Genomic DNA, 21,486 nt, shown 5'->3' on the forward strand with positions numbered 1-21,486 from the left:
AGCTGGTTGACTATTGTCGTGAATCCAAGCGGTGTTGTGCGAATAAAAATCAAACCGCCTGTGGTAGACGGGCGGCTGCCTGTGGACGCTTTGTCAGACCATCATCGGGTTTAGTCCCGAACTTCACCAAAAGTGAAATTCCTAACGTGGCCAGGGCGGTTGAGACGGGAAACTCCGAAGACGAATAAGACCGTCCTTGTACTAGTTGAATTTGGGAGAGCAACTACTTCAGCCGAAGGCAAGTTGGGGTACTTCACGTTACTAACTGTAGGGCTTCTTATTTGTATGCAATACACTTTGACCTCACTTCCATTCCTCTCTCCTAAAAGAATAGAGGCTTTGAATCTTACTCCCCAACGCTACAAGGGTTGGGGTTGGGGGTTAGGTCTCTATTAGACTCAACTCCAAACTCCTAACTCCTAACGTACAGACGCGATTAATCGCGTCTCTCCAAACTCCTAACTAATTAAATGAACCCAATGCGATCGAGAGGCCAAAAGCGAAACGTTGCCCGACCGATGACATTTTTTCTGGGTAAAAAGCCCCAATAGCGAGAGTCATTACTATCGTTGCGATTATCTCCCATGACAAACAATTCGTTTTCTGGGACTTTCACTGGTGGATATGGCTGATTTGGGGGTTCAGCGATGTAGTCTTCTGCCAAGGGTTGACCGTTGAGGTAGACTTTGCCAGAATCAACACTAATTACCTCACCAGGCTTGCCAATAACTCGCTTGATGAAGGCTTGGTCTTTGGGATATCCACGACGTTGTAGTTCTGCGGGTGGCTGAAAAACAACAATATCGCCAGTTATGGGAGGATGAAAATGGTAAGAGATTTTTTCAACTACCAAGCGATCGCCTGTATGTAAGGTGGGTAACATCGAGTCAGAAGGTATATAGCGGGGTTCGGCGATAAAAGTCCTGATTAGGAATGCCAAACACAATGCGATCGCAATTAAAATCAGATTTTCCTGCCAATTACGCCATACTTTTAACGATGCACGCTCTTCTTTTGCATCACTTTCGTCAGGAATCATAAAAGTTTCTACCCAGTTTAAGAAGTGAGACAAATACCTTGATTATTTTGACTCCAAAGGTATATTAATACGAAAGATGGGTTTAGCGCCAAACTCATACAGATATTAAATAATACACTTATTGCATCTACTAAAGATAAGCAAAAGTACCGCAAATAAACCTAATTCTAATTGCTGTAATTATAAGGCAAGTTATAAGATAGTTTTCAGTTTTGCTTCTTCCTGCTAAAAAAGCTAGTTACCGAGTAGTGGAGTCATCCAGTCAGTCGATTTTTTCTTTGAGCAAAAAATTGGTCATTGAGTGTCAAAATAAGTTACCCCATATCTGACAATATCTGCTTCACTTTACCGAAAAAAGGCAGAGGGCAGTCTTGCTGGAGGCTGAGTTGAAAGAAAATATATTTTGATATGTATTATTAAGTAACATTACATAAAATTAACCGCTATACAAATGTAGCTTTAGATACATAATTTGCCTGAATTAACTATAATTAGTAAAAAATATCACATTTGAATGTAGAATTTAATGGTTCAATAGAGAGATGCCATACTATTGCAATGGAATTTTAAAATTTTCCTATATATATGGAATTAACTTCCGTAATTACACGGTGACGGCGCATATATAATTGTACTATTAATTAAGATATAAATCTCCTTAATCATCGATAAAAACATTAACAGACAGAAAACTACTAGCAATTTAGGCTAAAGTATCAGCATCTAAAAGAGAACTAAACTGGCGATAAAACTATTTTTGCTGAATGAGTCAAAAGTATCTAGATTAACGAATAAGTGCCCCTTGGCAATGAGAAACTATATTGAATCAATTTTCGTCTGGTCTATTTCATAGAAGGTACAAGGTCACATTCTGTCAGTTGAAGATTTAACTTTTTCTTAAAAAGGAAGCAATGGCAGCAGGCAGTAGAATATATCTTATCAAGAATAGAATTAATAGTTTACTAAACTCTAAACTCTTTTTTGAAAGATACCCCACCCCTTCTAAGTAGTTTTGTATGTTAATCAAATAACTCACTAGGTTGTAAATTATACAACTTTCCTTTGAGAAAGTCTGATGATGAAAACTTCAGCCTGCGAAAAGTGCAAATTGTCAGCGCGATATCTTAGTTCATCTTATTTGCAAAGCGATAAGACTTGAAAGGATAATGCTGCTTTCGCGGTAAACCGAAAAACAGCAACTAATTCAGAACTGCTATTAAGAGGATTGTGGGGTGTGGTTAATTATCTGATTGCGCTCCTTCTTAGAGCTAGCGGCAAGAATGTGAAAGTGCAGACCTTGCCTCTTATGAGTGGGTTGATATTAAACATCGCTCAAATCTAGAGTGGATAGATTTCAGTTAAAGCAAATAGTCTCTCTTCTCGATTCTGAATTTCCGTTAGTCCCAATTCCAATTTTCATGATTACCAGAAAGTAACTGGTATCTAAATATATAAAAAAATGTGGTATAACGTACCGTCATAACCTTAGTGACGGTTCGATCTTTGAAGGAGCTATGAGGTGGAAAACAATAAGTCGTTTCTCTGGCCAGAAGGAATATTAATTGCGCTGCTTGCCTTGGGTGGTGTTTTTAGCCTTGCTTTCATGATGCTTCTAAGGCCAAATGCTTCGGAGGCTCAGAGTAGACAAAGTATAAATATCAAGGATGTCGCTGCAAATGTAGGAACTCAGCAGCGCATTGAAAAATTAAAGGCGGCGATGCTTACAAGTTGGCAGCAAGAAGCGCAAACAAAAGGTCTAGCCTACGCTCTACCATCACGTTTTCAAGGGGCAATAATTGAATCGGCAAAACTCACTCAAGGTGAGAAAGTCATTGCTCTCACCTTTGATGATGGCCCTTGGCCTCAAACCACAGAGCAAGTGCTAGATATCCTGAAATCAAATAATATCAAAGGGACATTTTTTGTCGTCGGGCAGAACCTAAAAAATTATCCAGAGTTAGGAAAGCAGATTGTCGCTCAAGGTCACGTCATTGCCAACCATACTTGGCATCACTGGTATCATTTCTTGAATCCACAAGCAGCTGCTTTTGAAATAGATCGCACAGAAGACCTAATTTATCAAGTTACAGGTGTTAAAACAAATCTCTTTCGACCACCTGGTGGCTTCCTGCACAATGGATTAGTTGCTTATGCTAAAGGCCAAAAATATGCTGTGGTGATGTGGTCAGCTGACTCCACAGACTACAAGCAGCCAGCTGTACCAAAGTTGATCAATAATGTGATTCAAGATTCAAAACCTGGTGGGATTGTGCTAATGCATGATGGTGGTGGGAACCGTTCTAGAACTGTGCAAGCTTTACCAGAAATTATTAGCAACTTTAGAAAGCAAGGCTATCGCTTTGTCACTATTCCAGAACTTTTAGAAATTCAAGATACAGAGCAAAAGTTGCTTGCTAACAAAAAGTAATAATTATTAATTATGGGTAATTAGTTAATAGTAATTCGCTAAAAACTAAAATTATCTTTTTTGCTTAGAATAGGTTATTTCTGAATCAGTTAACGTGAGTCCTAAAGTCTTATTTGACCTCTCCCCCAGCCCCTCTCCGATGCGGAGAGGGGAGCAAAAAGCTAATTTTCCGTTGCTCCTCCCTTTCCGTTTCGGAGAGGGAGGCTGGGAGGGAGAGGTTCATCGAATTCACGTTCGGTTAGTAAAGATACCCTCATTGAACTAATTCGTAATTCGTAATTATTGGGTTTAAGTCCGCCACTAAAGTGTCAAACTTTGAGCTTGAATTAGTTGGGGATTTAGACCCCAATTAATTCAATTACGAATTACATTAAACTCACTAATGACTAGTCACTAAACTCAACTCAGTTGTTTTTTCAGGATTAGCTTCTGGACTATCAGCTTCAGAAGGTGGAACTAACTGCCAGAATTTCGGCAAAAATTCTTGCCAGTTTTGCAGAATTTTCTTCGCCTTTGGTGAACCAGTGCGTTCCGCATGAGTTTGGATTAACTCTTGCAGTTGCTTTGCACCTACTTCTGTAATTACTCGCTGCATTTTGACAATTTCCGGGTTGACTAACTCACGAAATGAGTCGTCTTCATCCAAAAAGTATGCCAGTCCACCGGTCATTCCAGCTGCTACGTTACGTCCTACTTTGCCGAGGACGACAATCACACCACCCGTCATGTATTCGCAGCAGTGATCCCCAGCACCTTCAATCACTGCTATGCCTTTGGAGTTTCTCACAGCAAAGCGCTCTCCTGCTAAACCGTTGGCAAATAACATCCCACCAGTAGCACCATAGAGGCAGGTATTGCCAACTATCACGTTTTGTGACGCGTTATAGGTAGCATCAGTTGGAGGTTTGATGATGATTTCACCACCATGCATCCCTTTACCTACGTAGTCGTTTGCTTCCCCTTCCAGGCTCAGAATTATGCCGGGGAGATTAAAAGCACCAAAGCTTTGCCCAACACTACCTGTGAAGTTGAGATTAATTTGTCCCTCAAAGCCACTATCACCGTATTGGGAAGCGATCGCACCTGCTAATCTTGTACCCACTGTTCTGTCAGTATTGACAATGGGGTAAGTTTTAGTAACAGTGGACTGATCCCTAATAGCAGTCTGAATGTCAGGATCGGCAAGGAATTTGTCATCTAAAACCACGCCGTTGCTATGGACTTCTTCATGCACCAACCAGCGACGATTGTCTCTGCTATTTGGTAGCTGAAGTAAACAGTTGAGATTGAGCGATCGCGTTTTGGTGAGTTTTACCTCTGGGCGCAGTTTTAACAAATCTGCACGCCCAATGATTTCTGACAAAGAACGGTAGCCAAGTCGGGCTAACAAACTACGCACTTCTTCGGCAATGAAGTAAAAGAAGTTGACAACTTGTTCTGGTATTCCTGTAAACCGCTTACGGAGTTCTTCTTTCTGAGTAGCAACACCCGCAGGGCAGGTATTCAGATGGCAAACTCGCGCCATGATACAGCCTTCAGCAATCATGGCGATGGAGCCGAAACCAAATTCTTCACCGCCCATCAATGCACCTATTACCACATCCCAGCCACTCTTGAGTCCGCCATCTACGCGTAAAATCACGCGATCGCGCAAGCTATTTTCCATCAAGACGCGATGCACTTCAGTTAAGCCAAGTTCCCAAGGTGAACCAGCGTGTTTAATCGAACTAAGTGGTGATGCACCTGTACCACCATCATGGCCAGAAATTTGGATGATATCAGCGTTTGCCTTAGCTACACCAGCTGCGATCGTGCCAATGCCAACTTCTGAAACTAGCTTCACCGACACCTTTGCTTTGGGATTAATTTGGTGAAGATCAAAAATTAGTTGTGCTAAGTCTTCAATGGAATAAATATCGTGGTGCGGTGGTGGCGAAATCAGCGTTACACCTGCTTTCGAGCGCCTTAACATGGCAATGTATTGGCTCACCTTTGGACCTGGTAGTTGTCCACCTTCCCCAGGCTTGGCACCTTGGGCGATTTTGATTTCAATTTGTTTGGCGTTGACTAGGTATTCTGGTGTGACACCAAAGCGTCCCGATGCAACTTGTTTAATGGCACTATAAGCTTGATCGCCATTCCGCAATCCTTTTAAATGAGGTAGGGTTGGTGAATGACCAAACTCGTCTACATCATCTAAAACTGTATAGCGCACTGGATCTTCCCCGCCTTCTCCAGAATTTGATTTACCGCCAATGCGGTTCATGGCGATCGCTAAAGTTTCATGGGCTTCTCTTGACAAAGCGCCTAAAGACATCCCACCAGTGCAGAAGCGCTTGACTATTTCATATACTGATTCCACTTCTTCGAGAGGAACTGGCGGCGCATCACCTTGGAAGTCTAGCAAGTCTCGCAAAGCCGTTGCTGGCCTGCCTTGGAGGTGCTTTTTGTAAACTTCGTAGTGGTCGTAGTTTTTGCCATCTAGAGCTTTATGCAGCGCCTTAACCATTTCTGGGTTATTGCTATGGTACTCGCCACCTGGACGATACTGCACAAAGCCCAGGTTTTCTAACTTCGTGGTCGTCAGTTCGGGGAAAGCCTTACTGTGGATGGAAAGCACTTCATCAGCGAGTTCACTCACACTCAAACCACCGATGCGGGAAGTTGTACCACGGAATCCCAGTTCGATTAAATCTCCACCGATGCCAATAGCTTCAAATATTTGGGCTGCTTGATAGCTGGAGAGCAGAGAAATTCCCATCTTGGAGAGAATTTTTAGCAAACCTGACTCTACTGCTTTGCGATAGTTTCCTAAAGCTTGTTCTAGGGTGAGGGTTGGAATTTTCTCCACAACCATTAACTTTTGAGTTCTGGGATCAGACCACCATTCACGCACTGTATCTAAAGCCATATACGCGCAAACTGCACCAGCACCGTAGCCAATGAGACAAGCAAAGTGATGGGTACTCCAGCATTGAGCAGTATTAACAATTAGGGATGTTTTCATTCGCAACCCTTCACGAATCAGATGGTGATGCACGGCACCCACTGCTAACAAGGGAGGAATGTAAGTATGTTCTGTACTGATCCCTTCATTACCCCCATTAATAAAGGGGGTTGGGGGGATCTGGTCGCTTAATATTAAAATCTTTGCACCTGCGCGGACTGACTCAGCAGCTTGTGCTTGTAAAGATTGCACTGCGGCTTTCAATCCTTCGGGTCCATCAGCGATCGCAAATAGGGTTGACAATTCAGCCGTGGCAAATCCTGACAGCTTAATCGCCTCTAATTCAACATCCGTCAACACCGGCGATTCCAGCTTCAATCTCCGAGCATATTCTGGCTTGGGTTCTAATAAGTTACCCCGTTCCCCCAGTTCGACTTTCAGAGACATTACCAGCTTTTCCCGCAGGGGATCGATCGCCGGGTTAGTCACCTGAGCAAAGCGCTGTTTGAAATAGTCATAAAGCAGGTGGGGTTTTGTTGACAGCACCGCTAAAGGAATATCATCCCCCATGCAGAAAGTCGGCTCGGAACCGGCGATCGCCATTGGATGAATCACCATTTCTACATCTTCTTTGGTGTAACCAAAGGCAGTTTGACGCTGAAGTAAGGTTTGCTGGTCAATTTTGTCAGTTGTACTATGGCCGTTACCATTCTCAGCAGCCAGATGTCCATTACCATTACCATCTTGACTACTGACAATTGCTTTGAGTTCTTGACGGTACTCTCGCAGCCATTCCCCATAAGGGTGCTGCTTGGCGATGCGCCCCTTTATTTCCCAATTCTTCAGCACTTCATGATTTTCTAAATCCACAGCAATCATTTGCCCTGGTCCGAGTCTACCTTTCTCGACAATATCGGCTTCTGGGAATTCCACTACACCAGCTTCGGAAGCGACGACAATGTAATCATCTTTGGTGATCAAGTAACGAGCTGGTCTTAAACCATTACGATCTAGTGTTGCACCAACTTTTTTGCCATCGCTGAATACTAAAAGTGCTGGACCATCCCAAGCTTCTTGCAAACCACTGTAATATTCGTAAAAATCAACAATTTCTGGAAATTCACGTAAGGAAGGCTGATTTTGGTAAGCTTCTGGAACCATAATCATTAAAGCTTCCAAGGGGCTGCGTCCAGAGCAAACCAGCAATTCCACTACATTGTCTAGGGTAGCTGAGTCACTGTTATCAATATGAACTAATGGCTTAAGTTCCTGGATGCGATCGCCCCATACAGGATGATTCAGACTAGCTTCTCGTGCCATCATCCAGTTGATGTTACCCAATAAGGTATTGATTTCGCCGTTGTGACCCAAAAACCGCATTGGTTGGGCTAGAGGCCACTTGGGCATTGTATTGGTACTAAAACGGCGGTGATAGACAGCAAAGGCAGTTTTATAAGCTGGATTTTTTAAATCGTCATAAAAATTGCCCAAGACGGCGGAACGCACCATACCTTTGTAGACAATTGTCCGACTTGACAACGAGCAGATATAAAATTCTTCTGAGATTTTGGTTGCAACTTTACTAATGCGGCGGCGGGTAATGTACAACTGCCGTTCCAATTCATCGCCGCTTTTGTCAACAGAAGCTAACAAAACTTGTTCAATCTGGGGTTGATTTTCTCTGGCTTGTACCCCCAGTAAATCAGATTGCACTGGCACTACTCGCCATCCCAGTACAATTAATTTTTCTTCAGCAGCTACTTGCTCAACAGTCGCCCTAGCTTTTTGTGCAGCTTCTTGGTCTTGTGGTAGAAATATCATCCCCACAGCTATATTATTGGTGGATGGAAATTCCTTACCCCTTTGGTCAAAGTCTTGTTGGAACAATTCCCAAGGTATTGCTGTCAATACTCCAGCACCATCACCAGAGTCTTGATCGGCGCTACAACCTCCCCGGTGTTCTAAGCAGGTTAAAGCAGCTAAGGCTTTTTCGACAATTTCGTGGCTGGTATGATTCTGGCGATGAGCAATAAAACCTACACCACAGGCATCTCGTTCCTCTACTAACCACTTTTGCCCCTGATAGGTATCTCTTGAGTTGATATCCGCCGTGATTTTCTGGTCTTGATTCATCGGTTTATTATTCATACCCTGTTCCTGAAGTATCGAGTTACCAATTTTGCCACTACTTACGGGAAAAAACTTCTAAATTTCGCTGTTGATAATATATATAAGCACCGAAATTTAGGGAAAAAAAATTTTAACTTCGGTTTTACTTTATTAGTTCACCCGTGTTAAAATAGTTGCGTATTCTTTATGTATTTATGCGGTCTCAGACAACTTACCTCCGCCAAGACATTATTTTTGCCCTGACAGTTTCTTTTTTATATTGTGAAGCTAAGTATTTTCTCAATCCCCTTTTTCCAGATGCACGCTAGTTACTCATAGAGCCTATTTCGGCTCACCTGAAACAAAAAAACTAAAACTTAACGCTGTACTATGTTTTAAAGCCGAAATCATCCTGATCCAGCAATAAAATCAGCGTATTACAATATATACCCATTTGACAATTCCCAAATATTGTTGTTGTCTAGAGTTTTGGTGTTTACCACTTGCCACATATATTACTACTAACTACACCTAACTGAAGTAGCGACAGTAGCAACGTTCCGTGAGGATTAAATATCTTAATCCAGTTTTGATGGCCAAAGCTACCGTGTATGTTGTGGTTAGAATTAGTGCCGATTAAAACACTTTATTGCAATGGCTTTAGCTTCTAAATTGGTGGTTTATGCTTAAAAGATACAACTAGCCAGGATATATAATACCATATTTATTTAAAAACAAACTCATGTTATTTTTATATTTCCAAATAATTAGTTAGTTTATACCTTGGGTGATAGTTTTCATTCATTACCTACTAAAATATGGTAAAAATGCCAAATTGTTGCCAATCAGGGATTAACGATCGCTCCGCCCACCGCAGGCATCGCAAGTTTTTTCGGGCTACTGTGTCACCAATACTTTTGACAGCCCTGTGCTTAATTAGTACCTATCCTCTCAACGCCCAGGAGTCCCCGAAAACCACCAATTTCATACCCACGTTAACCTCACAGTCACTTGCACCTCCTTTACCAGGTGTGGCATCCTCTGGTAATCAAATTTCCCTCAATGGTCGTACTTTACCAGGAACTTGGTTACAGCGACCGGGAAAATCTGGTCAAGTGACAACTAATCTCAGTGACGGGGCATTCAGACAATTAATTGGAATAAATTTCTTAAACAGTAGTAATTGGGCGAGGCAACCGATACAGTGGTTTTCGTCGGTGACAACGCCACAGGTGTTAGCCGCCAGACTGCTAGGAGCATATCGCTATCTGGATATTACTAATTTTGCCCAAACATCTGGATGGCAAATCCAAGCCAATGGCAACACCTTGGTAATTGCTACCCCAAAAGCGCAAATCACAAATATTGTTCAGAGCCAGCAACCTCCAGACGCGAGTGCCCCTTTGCAACAGGCTCGCATTCTTGTAGATTTAAATCATCCAACACCCTGGCAAGTTGCACAAGGGTCAGCGATCGCCAAACCCCAAACTCCATCCTCTGATCCAGATACGCCAACTCCCAAACCCACTACACCGCCAAATCGAGAGTGGACAGTTACCCTGGATGGAATAGCTGATCCCGTTTTGATAGAACGCTATACCCCGCAGCCACCAGCAGCACCACCAGCATTGCTGCCAAATCTGCTCAAACAATTATTACCAGTTACACCAACAGAACCAATACCACCAGCCCCCCAAGCACTGATTCAACAAGTGGAGGTGGTGAAAAACCAAACGATTATTCATCTGAGCGTTCCCTTTGGTCTATCACCTCAAGTTAGCACTGTAGATAATCCCAATCGCCTGATTATCGATATTCGACCCGATCCTCTAGAAGAGCGGGATATTACTTGGGCCCCAGGATTGCGCTGGCGACAGCATTATATCAACTTAGGCACAGAACGCTTTCCGGTGGTCTGGTTAGAAGTTAATCCCCGCAAATTTGGGTTAACTTTGAAACCTATGTGGGCTAGTCCTGATGGCCTTGCGGGTACTGCTCCCTTAATTCAAACAGCACAACGTTACTTAGCAGTAGCTGGGATTAATGGTGGTTATTTTAACCGCAATAATAGATTGCCATTGGGTGCGATTCGTCGGGATAATCAGTGGTTATCAGGACCGATTCTAAATCGAGGTGCGATCGCTTGGAATGATTCAGGCCAATTTTACTTCGGTCGTCTCACCTTAGAAGAAACTTTAATCACAGCAAATAACCAGCGCTTACCAATTCTGTTTCTCAACAGTGGCTACATCCAAAGTGGTATTGCTCGTTACACCCCAGCTTGGGGATCAACTTATACGCCTCTGACGGATAACGAAATTATCCTAGTGGTAGAGAAAGACCAAATTACTGAACAGTTACCAGGCGGTAAAGTTGGTGGTATGGCGGTTCCCATTCCCCAGGATGGCTACCTGCTAACTTTACGCGCCAACGCTGTTAGTGCTGCCTCACAACTATCTATTGGAAGCACAGTCAGTATTTCCAGCACCACTGCTCCCACTGATTTTAGTCGTTATCCCCACATTATCGGAGCAGGTCCCCTATTAGTCCAAAACCGTCAAATTGTCCTTGATGCCAAAAGTGAAAAATTCAGCAATGCCTTTATTGCCGAAAAAGCTATTCGTAGCGGTATTTGCACAACGACAACAGGGACACTGATGATTACTGCCACACATAATCGTGTCGGCGGCTATGGGCCTAATTTGGCAGAACATGCCCAATTGATGCAACTCATGGGCTGTGTCGATGCCCTAAATTTGGATGGTGGTAGTTCAACCAGCCTTTACTTAGGAGGGCAACTACTCGACCGATTGCCTAGTACAGCAGCTCGTGTTCATAACGGAATTGGTATTTTCCTGCAAAAATCAGGGAACAGGGAATAGAGAAGGAAGTCTCTTAATTATCAAGATCCAATCCCCAATCCTTCTTTAAAGTTTAGAACAAGCTGTCATTTTGCTTGATGAAGAGTTGGTGTAGACATAGTATTTTTAGTAGTGATGATTTACACCATAACGTCTGATTTTGCTATGTTTATCAAGGTGCAACACAATTGCTAATTTTCAAAGTTGCAAGATAGCGCCAAATTTTTGATCAATAGTTAAGAGTACCAACGGTTTGTTATGTCTCCAAATGAGGTAACTATGGCTCGATATCAAGAAACTACACAGACTGAAACTCTACACCTACCTCCAAACATAACTTCCAGGGGCGTTGCTGCAACTGAATTGCGTCCTTGGGGTGCTTTTACAGTTTTGGAAGAAGGGCGCGGATACAAAATTAAGCGCATCGAAGTTAAGCCCGGACACCGCCTCAGTCTACAAATGCACCACCACCGCAGTGAACATTGGATTGTTGTTTCTGGTACAGCTAGGGTAACTTGTGGTGAGCAAGAAGTACTACTGAGCAATAATGAGTCAACTTATGTACCCCAATGTACATCTCATCGTTTAGAGAATCCTGGCGTAATCCCCTTGGTATTGATTGAAGTCCAAAATGGCGAATACTTGGGAGAAGATGATATTATTCGCTACCAAGATGACTATGCCCGTACCAAGGATTAAAACCAAAACAAAAGAACGCTATTTGTAAAACTCTAAAGGCTTTAGGTGATTTCTTAGAAAAAAAATACCTATGTTGGCGAGTTTCGACTTACCTCGGCTCCACTCAGCACGAGTCGCTCAACTCTCGACTACTCAGTTGGTTGAGCGTACCCCTTCGGGGATCTTGCTACGCGTAGCGTCTCCAAGAGTTATCGAAACCAACGGCTATGGTAAATTTATTACTAGAATTCACCTTAATTCTAAAACGGAATACATTTTGGCTGTGCAAACTGTATTTGGTAAACATTGCACCCCAGAAGTCCCTACTTACTTAAGGTAGGGACTGAAGCATATTATGTGTTATAAATGTAGTAAGAACGATCGCGCTCATGCCTTCGGTGATTTGGAATTTTGCAGAAGCGAGGGTCAACCCATCTGTAAAATGAAAGATGGGGTATTCAATTGCAGAAAACGAGTTCCATGATTCATCTGAGTCAAGTAGCAGCAAGTGAGATTGGGCGAATAAAGTCCAAGCAGCAGCCAAATGTATTGTTTCGATTGGCAGTAAAACTAGGTGGCTGTTCCGGGTTATTTTATGATATGTCCTTCGATGAAGCAATGAAAGTTGGCGATCAGGTTTTTGATTTAGATGAGATTCAAGTAGTCATAGATGCCGTAAGCTTAAATTACCTCAACGGTTTGAGGGTGGATTATTCAGAAGACTTAATGGGTGGTGGTTTTCGCTTCCACAACCCCCAGGCGATCGCCACCTGTGGCTGTGGCAATTCCTTCTCTATAAGTCATTGAGCAAAAAAACCACAAATGACAAATAACAATTGACATAAAACCGTAAAAAAAGATATAATTAGGATTTGTTAAAACTTAGACCATAAGCAGCTTTACGCGCTGTAACTCATGCCAACAATACAGCAGCTAATACGAAATGAGCGCGAACAAGCGCGTCAGAAAACCAAGTCCCCGGCTCTGAAACAATGTCCTCAGCGTCGGGGAGTTTGTACCAGAGTTTACACGACCACACCCAAAAAGCCTAACTCAGCCCTACGCAAAGTAGCAAGAGTCAGACTTACCTCTGGATTTGAAGTTACAGCTTACATTCCAGGCATTGGTCACAACTTACAAGAACACTCAGTTGTGATGATTCGTGGCGGTCGGGTTAAGGATTTACCAGGCGTGAGATACCACATTATCCGTGGCACCCTAGATACAGCCGGAGTCAAAGACCGCAAACAAGGCCGTTCCAAGTATGGAACCAAGCGTCCCAAAGCAGCGAAAAAATAGGATCAGGCGATTAATCGCAGCCAACACGATTAATCGTCTACCTTAAAAGCGCTGCGAAAAACCATCGCCGCCTGTGTTCTAACAGCAGTTATGTCTGTTTCAAAAAAATCAAGCAAGCTACACTAAGCGAGCAAGTGTAGAAGTTCTGAAGAGAAAGCTGTAACTAACAGCATAATTCTCATCTGGACCTTAAAGTTTATAATCTTGTCGCCTTGAGTATTTAGTTGCAGGTAGCAAGTCAAACAATTTTAGGTTTTAGATTTGCAATTTTGGATTGGTCGAACCCAGAAGGGATGAGGCTTACAGATTTTTGATTTTTCTGACCCCTGTGGTCGAAATATATACCGAAAACTTTTAATCCCTTCGGGTTCAGCAGTCGCTCATGGGGGAAACCCCCAAGACCGCGCTGCTTCACCAAAATTAAAAATCCCAAATCAAAAATTGCCAGTCAATAAGTCAGCCTTGCTGCAACGGTCGAAAAAAATTGAGGAAGTCTGAGGGTTGGGTTCTACCGCTTTTAGTTTCCGGTGTCTGATAGCATATAATTTCGTTGCCAATTCCGAATTAAAGGTGAAGTATGTCTCGTCGTGGTGTTATTCAAAGGCGCCCAGTTCCGTCTGACTCTGTATATAACAGTCGCCTTGTGAGCATGATTATCAGACGGATCATGCGTCATGGCAAGAAATCCCTTGCCGCACGGATTGTTTATGAAGCATTAAAAACTATTGAGGAACGCACTGGTAACGGTGCTTTGGAAACCTTTGAAAGAGCAGTGCGAAATGCCACGCCTTTAGTAGAAGTAAAAGCTCGGCGAGTTGGTGGAGCAACCTACCAAGTCCCAATGGAAGTGCGTACAGAACGGGGCACTACCCTAGCACTGCGTTGGTTAGTGCAATATTCCCGGTCTAGACCAGGCCGGACAATGGCCAGCAAATTGGCAAATGAGTTAATGGATGCTGCCAACGAAACTGGTAATGCCATTCGCAAACGCGAAGAAACGCACCGGATGGCGGAAGCTAACAAGGCATTTGCACACTATCGTTATTAAGTAGAAAAGCGATATATCGCCTTGCCGAAGCGGTATATCGTGGATTTACAAAAAAAGACGGTTTTCCGTAAAAGTATAGAATCTTAACAAAGAGTAATATACAAGATATCATGAGGCAAAAACTATAGGAGGTAGCTGTGGCACGCACGATCCCGCTAGATAAAGTACGCAACATTGGTATTGCGGCGCATATAGATGCGGGCAAAACAACAACAACAGAGAGAATATTATTTTACTCTGGGATAATTCATAAAATTGGCGAAGTTCATGAAGGAACTGCCGTTACAGACTGGATGGAGCAGGAGCGGGAGCGGGGAATTACCATTACTGCTGCTGCTATCAGTACCAGTTGGAAAGATCATCAAATTAACATTATCGATACTCCAGGTCACGTAGACTTCACAATTGAAGTTGAGCGTTCCATGCGCGTGTTGGATGGTGTAATCGCAGTATTTTGTTCGGTGGGCGGCGTGCAACCGCAGTCTGAGACAGTGTGGCGTCAAGCAGAACGTTACAAAGTTCCTCGGATCGCCTTTATCAACAAGATGGATCGCACCGGAGCGAACTTTTATAGAGTTCACGAGCAAATTCGCGATCGCCTGCGGGCCAATGCGATCGCCATTCAACTACCAATTGGTAGTGAAAATGACTTCCAAGGTATCGTTGACCTAGTACGGCAACGTGCGTATATTTACGCTAATGACCAAGGAACCGATATCCAGGAAACAGATATCCCGGAAGAATTGCAAGCGCAGGTAGACGAATTCCGCACCAAGCTAATAGAAGCTGCCGCAGAAACCGATGATGCTCTGATGGCTAAGTACTTCGAGGGCGAAGAACTTACAGAACAGGAAGTTAGGACTGCCCTGCGTAAAGGCACAATTGCGGGGACAATCGTACCAGTACTTTGCGGTTCGGCATTCAAAAACAAAGGCGTGCAATTAATGCTGGATGCCGTTGTCGATTACCTGCCAGCGCCAAGTGAAGTACCGCCAATTCAAGGCTTACTACCCAATGGCGATGCTGTTGAGCGGCGGGCTGATGACAACGAACCCCTAGCGGCTCTGGCATTCAAGATTATGGCTGACCCTTACGGTCGCCTGACATTTGTTCGCGTTTATTCTGGTGTCCTGAAAAAGGGCAGCTACGTTCTCAACGCTAGTAAGAATAAAAAAGAACGGATTTCCCGCTTAGTTCTCATGAAGGCAGATGATCGGCAAGATGTCGATGAACTGCGAGCGGGTGATTTGGGAGCGGCTCTGGGATTGAAAGATACCTTGACAGGTGACACGCTCTGTGATGATGCATCGCCAGTAATTCTGGAATCCCTATTCATTCCTGAGCCTGTAATCTCGGTGGCGGTTGAACCCAAAACCAAGAACGACATGGATAAACTATCCAAGGCTCTGCAATCTCTCTCAGAAGAAGACCCCACCTTCCGTGTCCGCGTCGATCCCGAAACCAACCAAACCGTGATCGCGGGGATGGGAGAGCTACACCTAGAAATTCTAGTAGACCGGATGTTACGAGAATTCAAGGTGGAAGCAAACGTAGGTGCGCCACAAGTAGCTTACCGAGAAACAATTCGGAAAGCTGTAAACAAAGTTGAGGGCAAATTCATCCGCCAGAGTGGTGGTAAAGGTCAATATGGTCACGTTGTGATCAATTTGGAGCCTGGAGAACCCGGTACTGGCTTTGAATTCGTTTCCAAAATTGCCGGCGGTACAGTACCTAAAGAGTACGTTGGCCCCGCAGAACAAGGAATGAAAGAAAGCTGCGAATCCGGTGTTCTAGCTGGATATCCGTTGATTGATGTCAAAGCGACGTTAATTGATGGGTCATACCACGATGTAGACTCTTCGGAAATGGCTTTTAAAATCGCTGGCTCAATGGCGATGAAAGAGGCTGTGCTGAAAGCTTCACCCGTCCTCTTAGAGCCTATGATGAAAGTTGAAGTTGAAGTTCCTGAAGACTATATCGGGAACGTCATTGGCGACCTCATCTCCCGCCGAGGTCAGATTGAAAGCCAAAGCACCGAACAGGGACTTGCTAAGGTCGCATCCAAAGTTCCACTGGCGACCATGTTTGGCTACGCCACTGATATTCGGTCAAAAACGCAAGGTCGGGGTATCTTCACGATGGAGTTCAGCCACTACGAAGAGGTGCCTCGCAGCGTAGCTGAAACTATCATTGCAAAAAGCAAAGGGAACGCTTAGTTAAAATAAGGAAATGAGCATTCATGGCACGCGCAAAGTTTGAAAGGAATAAACCCCACATTAATATCGGTACAGTTGGCCACGTTGACCACGGTAAAACTACCTTGACAGCAGCCATCACCATGACCTTGGCAGCTATGGGTCAGGCTGTAGCTAAGGGCTACGACCAAATTGATAATGCCCCAGAAGAAAAGGCACGGGGTATTACCATCAATACCGCTCACGTAGAGTATGAAACCGAAAGTCGGCACTATGCTCACGTAGACTGTCCAGGACACGCTGACTATGTGAAGAACATGATCACCGGTGCTGCCCAGATGGACGGAGGTATCCTCGTAGTTGCTGCTACCGATGGACCTATGCCCCAAACCCGCGAACACATTCTGTTAGCAAAACAGGTTGGCGTTCCTAGTCTGGTTGTCTTCTTGAACAAAGAAGACTTGATGGATGACCCAGAACTCTTGGAACTGGTAGAACTAGAACTTAGAGAACTGTTAAGCAGCTACGATTTTCCTGGTGACGACATCCCCATCGTCAAAGGCTCTGGTCTGCAAGCTCTGGAAGCAATGACCAAGAATCCCAAAACCAAACGCGGTGAAAATCCCTGGGTAGACAAAATCTATGAACTGATGGATGCTGTAGATTCTTACATCCCCACTCCTGAGCGGGATGTTGATAAACCCTTCCTGATGGCTGTAGAAGACGTATTCTCAATTACAGGTCGTGGTACTGTCGCCACTGGTCGGATTGAGCGGGGTGTTGTCAAAGTTGGCGATAACGTTGAACTAGTGGGTATCAGAGATACTCGCGCCACTACCGTAACTGGTATTGAAATGTTCAAGAAGAGTCTTGACCAAGGTATGGCTGGAGATAACGCTGGCGTACTACTCCGGGGTATCCAGAAGGCTGATATTGAACGCGGTATGGTAATTGCCAAACCAGGTTCAATTAAACCTCACCTGGAATTTGAAGGTGAAGTATACGTCCTAACAGAAAAAGAAGGTGGTCGCAAGACTCCATTTTTCGCTGGCTACCGTCCCCAGTTCTATGTACGGACAACGGATGTAACTGGTACCATCAAAGCCTATACCTCTGATGAAGGTAAAGAAGTAGAAATGGTAATGCCAGGCGATCGCATCAAGATGACAGTAGAATTGATCAACGCGATCGCTATTGAACAAGGAATGCGCTTCGCTATCCGCGAAGGTGGTCGCACCATCGGTGCTGGTGTCGTCTCCAAAATTATCAAGTAGCACCTTTTCGCTCATAACAAAGGAGCAGAGATGGTCTTGATTGTGCCTCTCTGCTCCTTTCTCTTCCCTCTATAAATAAGGTAATAGGTTACAGGGGACAGGTAATAGTTTTCTGTAACCTTTAACCTCTAAATACTCCCCTAATTACGCAGAACCTGGAAAATTAAAGATGGCAACTCTACAGCAGCAAAAGATTAGAATTCGCTTACAAGCCTTTGACAGACGCTTATTAGATACATCTTGCGAGAAGATTGTAGACACAGCTAACCGCACCAACGCTACAGCCATAGGTCCAATTCCTTTACCAACAAAACGCCGGATCTATTGTGTGTTGCGATCGCCTCACGTAGATAAAGATTCACGGGAACACTTTGAAACCCGTACTCATCGCCGGATTATTGACATTTACCAGCCCTCTTCTAAGACTATAGATGCCCTGATGAAATTGGATCTACCATCGGGTGTAGATATTGAAGTCAAACTTTAATTAGTTATTAGTCATTAGTCATTGGTCATTAACAAAGGATAAATGACAAATGACGTTAGTATGAATATTTACATAGCCCTGAAGAAATATATCTCAGGGCTTTTATTTAGCTAGGAAACAAATGATAGAATATAGATAAAGTGCGGGAAAAGCAGAGAAAAATTATTTTTTAAGATTAAGTTTATACCAAAGTAACAATGACATCATCTTCTAAAATTGCAGTTCGTGAACTCCCTCTGTTCCCGTTACCCGAAGTAGTTCTGTTTCCTACCAGGCCATTACCCCTGCACATCTTTGAATTTCGCTACCGAATCATGATGAACACGATTTTGGAGAGCGATCGCAGGTTCGGTGTTTTGATGTTCGATCCAGTTAAAGGTACAATTGCAAACACTGGTTGCTGTGCCGAAATCATTCATCACCAAAGGCTGCCAGATGATCGGATCAAGATGATGACTTTAGGGCAGCAAAGATTTCGTGTATTAGAGTATGTTCGTGAAAAGCCATACCGCGTTGGCTTAGTGGAGTGGATTGAAGACCAACCACCAACTAAAGATTTACGACCTTTATCTTCTGAAGTAGAACAACTACTGCGAGATGTTGTGCGTCTGTCAGCTAAATTAACCGAACAAAATATCGAATTGCCAGAAGATTTGCCTGATCTACCAACAGAGTTATCTTATTGGGTAGCTAGTAATCTTTATGGTGTCGCCGCAGAGCAGCAATTATTGCTAGAAATGCAAGATACTGTAACTCGTCTAGAGCGGGAAGCAGAAATTTTAACTTCTACTCGGAATCACTTGGCGGCTCGCGCTGTTCTCAAAGACACATTTAGTGAAAAGTGAGGGGTTAGGAGTTAGGAGTAGAGACGCGATTAATCGCGTCTGTACAAGAGTTAGGAGTTAGGGGTTAGGAAGAAAAAACAAAAAATAAAAGATTTACAACTTATAATTTATATTCCCTAGCTAATAACTGATAACTCGTAAATCCTAACTGATAATTATTAACTCCTAACTTATCAAGTAATAGCGCTAATCCGCAAAACATTGTAAGCGCCAAGAATCTTTAAAATCTCTGTGTGGATAGTTAACTCTGCTAAAGCAGATTGCATTTGTGCTTCTTTGGCATCCGCTTCTAAATCCATGAAAAATAAGTATTCGCCTAGCGATCGCTTCGTCGGACGAGATTCAATCCGGCTGAGGTTAATCCCTAATTGAGCAAATATTTGCAAAGGTTTGACTAATGCTCCGGGTGTGTTGGCAGGCATACTAAAAGCCAACGATGTATGACTGGTACGTGTTGTTGATGCCTGATATCCAGCCTTCACTTCACCCTGACTTACTACCCAAAAACGGGTAAAGTTTTCTGGATTGTCGTTGATCCCACTAGCAAGTATCGGCAGGTTGTATAGTTGAGCAGCTCTACTAGAAGCGATCGCTGCTGCTGTTGTCTCTTGCTCTAATCCCTGTAGTGCTTCCGTTGTGGAATTGCTGGGAATAATTTGTACAGTTGGGAGAAACCGCTCTAACCATCCCTGGCATTGTGCCAAAGCTTGCGGGTGAGAGTAAACATTTTTTATCCTGTCTAAGCTAGACGCGCAGGAAATTAACGTATGGGCAATGGGTAATATTAAAGCTAACTGAATTTGCAAACTGTCCAATTGCCAAAGTGTATCCAGTGTTGTGGTAACACTCCCTTCAATAGAATTTTCCACTGGCACAACAGCTAACTGGGCTAAACCGTTAGCAACGGCGTGCAGCGATTGGGAAATGCTGGGATAGGGGCATAACCTAGCTTCAACTCCCGTACTTTTAGTTAGCCAGTTGACATAAAAAACAGCTGCTTGTTCTGTGTAAGTGCCGGGAGGTCCTAAATGTGCGATGGATATAGTCATGCTTTTAGCCTTGAGTTCTGAGTTTAATCGGTAAACAGAGGTATGATATTTTGGTCTTGGCGAATATATCCAATATCTAATCCTACTAGACACTGTTAACACTGTTAGATGTAAAAGGGAGCATCCACCTTTGGAAGAAACACCGGGCGATTGGAAATCGCGGCTACACAAACGAAGTCCGCCTACGCGGACTCTCTGAAACCCGCGCAGGCGGGTTTAGTTTGTATAGCCCCAGACTTCTAGTCTGAGGGCGATCCGCCAAAAGTGGATGCTCCCGGTATAAAATTTACGCACTAAACAAATAGACCAAAATATGTATCCAAAAAAATAAGTTATGCAAATCAATCTTTTATCAGATAGATTTATTGGCAGTTTTTTGCTATCTTCTCCTGAAGATTTCTATTAGTTTCTACCTAGATAAAAATCATATTTTTGTTTTTATGTCAAGTAGAGAATCCTAATCTATATTTAGTTCCATAAATATAGTAATGAGCGTACCAACTTTTTGCCAATGATGTATACCTGATCAGCAACAATCATTTTTATGGTCGATAAATTTCGTACTTTTCTAATAATCAGAACTAAGTTGTTAAAAAATATTAAAATTAAGAAACAGATATTTTTATCCGCTCATGGCTACCCGGTTTACTGCCTCTCAATCGGTTGAAATCGCTGTTCCAGAGCAGCCTATTCCCATTCAGCACTATTTGCGTCAGCCTCAACGTCTGGTTAAGGCTTTAGTTGAGAATAGCCGGATTCAGCAGCTTTCTGAGGAAGTATTTCGCTTGAAAATGCGTCCGCTAACTTTTATGTCACTAAGTATTCAACCTACTGTGGATATGAGAGTCTGGGCAGAATCAAATGGAATAATTTATTTGCGATCGCTAGGCTGTGAAATTCTGGGTTTCGAGTATATTAACCAGCGCTTTACTCTCAATTTAAAAGGGTATTTGTCTCCAAAAGAGTTTAGTACTGGCACTCGCCTGCAAGGAAGGGCTGATTTAGAAGTGCTGGTAGATTTCCCCCCGCCATTTTCCTTCACTCCTAAGCCAATTTTAGAAGCTACTGGCAATGGTTTGCTCAAAAGCGTACTGTTGTCAGTTAAACAAAGGTTATTAAATCAACTTTTGGCGGATTATCGCTACTGGGTGATATCACAAACCAAAGATAGAGGACTTGACGGTGATAGTACTGAATTCCCAATCCTGAATGCTGAGTAATTATTTC

Annotated in this window: 15 protein-coding genes; 12 read left to right on the forward strand and 3 right to left on the reverse strand. The window is 43.4% G+C overall.

The features are described 5' to 3' along the window. Nucleotides 1–466: 466 nt before the first annotated feature. Complete coding sequence (gene lepB, locus V7K97_RS16985) at nt 467–1,039, reverse strand: signal peptidase I (RefSeq protein WP_334802198.1); 573 nt, start codon at nt 1,037–1,039, stop codon at nt 467–469. 1,519 nt (nt 1,040–2,558) lie between these two features. Between lepB and V7K97_RS16990 the strand changes: the two genes are divergently transcribed. Continuing rightward, nucleotides 2,559–3,467: a polysaccharide deacetylase family protein gene (locus V7K97_RS16990; RefSeq protein ID WP_334802199.1), complete on the forward strand. Its 909-nt coding sequence runs from the start codon at nt 2,559–2,561 to the stop codon at nt 3,465–3,467. A gap of 379 nt (nt 3,468–3,846) precedes the next feature. On the opposite strand, the gene V7K97_RS16995 is transcribed toward V7K97_RS16990, so the two are convergent. Beyond that, nucleotides 3,847–8,562 (reverse strand): glutamate synthase-related protein, encoded by a 4,716-nt coding sequence (locus tag V7K97_RS16995; RefSeq protein WP_334802200.1) that lies wholly within the window; start codon nt 8,560–8,562, stop codon nt 3,847–3,849. A 779-nt stretch (nt 8,563–9,341) separates the two neighbouring features. On the opposite strand from V7K97_RS16995, the gene V7K97_RS17000 reads away from it, so the two are divergent. The 10 genes from V7K97_RS17000 (at nt 9,342) to V7K97_RS17045 (ending at nt 19,210) form a co-directional block, all read left to right on the forward strand. After that, nucleotides 9,342–11,405: a phosphodiester glycosidase family protein gene (locus V7K97_RS17000; RefSeq protein ID WP_442936876.1), complete on the forward strand. Its 2,064-nt coding sequence runs from the start codon at nt 9,342–9,344 to the stop codon at nt 11,403–11,405. A gap of 258 nt (nt 11,406–11,663) precedes the next feature. Next, entirely contained in the window at nt 11,664–12,083 is a 420-nt protein-coding gene (locus V7K97_RS17005; RefSeq protein WP_334802202.1) for a cupin domain-containing protein, read from the forward strand. 70 nt (nt 12,084–12,153) lie between these two features. After that, nucleotides 12,154–12,402, forward strand: a complete 249-nt coding sequence (locus tag V7K97_RS17010) for a hypothetical protein (RefSeq protein WP_334802203.1) — start codon at nt 12,154–12,156, stop codon at nt 12,400–12,402. Between the two features lie 140 nt (nt 12,403–12,542). Then, on the forward strand, nt 12,543–12,869 hold the full coding sequence (locus V7K97_RS17015) for a HesB/IscA family protein (RefSeq protein ID WP_334802250.1): 327 nt from the start codon (nt 12,543–12,545) through the stop codon (nt 12,867–12,869). Between the two features lie 108 nt (nt 12,870–12,977). Beyond that, nucleotides 12,978–13,361 carry a 30S ribosomal protein S12 gene (rpsL, locus tag V7K97_RS17020; protein ID WP_045868172.1) on the forward strand — a complete coding sequence of 128 codons (384 nt, stop codon included), beginning with the start codon at nt 12,978–12,980 and terminating at the stop codon, nt 13,359–13,361. Between the two features lie 577 nt (nt 13,362–13,938). Then, nucleotides 13,939–14,409, forward strand: coding sequence for a 30S ribosomal protein S7 (gene rpsG / locus V7K97_RS17025; protein WP_094331156.1), 471 nt, complete (start codon nt 13,939–13,941; stop codon nt 14,407–14,409). A 137-nt stretch (nt 14,410–14,546) separates the two neighbouring features. Beyond that, nucleotides 14,547–16,625: an elongation factor G gene (gene fusA, locus V7K97_RS17030; protein ID WP_334802204.1), complete on the forward strand. Its 2,079-nt coding sequence runs from the start codon at nt 14,547–14,549 to the stop codon at nt 16,623–16,625. 23 nt (nt 16,626–16,648) lie between these two features. Then, on the forward strand, nt 16,649–17,878 hold the full coding sequence (gene tuf, locus V7K97_RS17035) for an elongation factor Tu (RefSeq protein ID WP_334802205.1): 1,230 nt from the start codon (nt 16,649–16,651) through the stop codon (nt 17,876–17,878). Between the two features lie 169 nt (nt 17,879–18,047). After that, nucleotides 18,048–18,365, forward strand: coding sequence for a 30S ribosomal protein S10 (gene rpsJ, locus V7K97_RS17040; RefSeq protein WP_008232935.1), 318 nt, complete (start codon nt 18,048–18,050; stop codon nt 18,363–18,365). A gap of 197 nt (nt 18,366–18,562) precedes the next feature. Next, entirely contained in the window at nt 18,563–19,210 is a 648-nt protein-coding gene (locus tag V7K97_RS17045; RefSeq protein WP_099099764.1) for an LON peptidase substrate-binding domain-containing protein, read from the forward strand. Nucleotides 19,211–19,383: 173 nt separating this feature from the next. Here V7K97_RS17045 and pheA read toward each other — a convergent pair whose 3' ends face one another. Next, nucleotides 19,384–20,259: a prephenate dehydratase gene (pheA, locus tag V7K97_RS17050; RefSeq protein ID WP_334802206.1), complete on the reverse strand. Its 876-nt coding sequence runs from the start codon at nt 20,257–20,259 to the stop codon at nt 19,384–19,386. A 632-nt stretch (nt 20,260–20,891) separates the two neighbouring features. Between pheA and V7K97_RS17055 the strand changes: the two genes are divergently transcribed. Next, nucleotides 20,892–21,479, forward strand: coding sequence for a DUF1997 domain-containing protein (locus V7K97_RS17055; RefSeq protein WP_334802207.1), 588 nt, complete (start codon nt 20,892–20,894; stop codon nt 21,477–21,479). Nucleotides 21,480–21,486 lie beyond the last annotated feature (7 nt).

The organism is Nostoc sp., from assembly GCF_036917815.1.
Lineage (GTDB): Bacteria > Cyanobacteriota > Cyanobacteriia > Cyanobacteriales > Nostocaceae > Nostoc.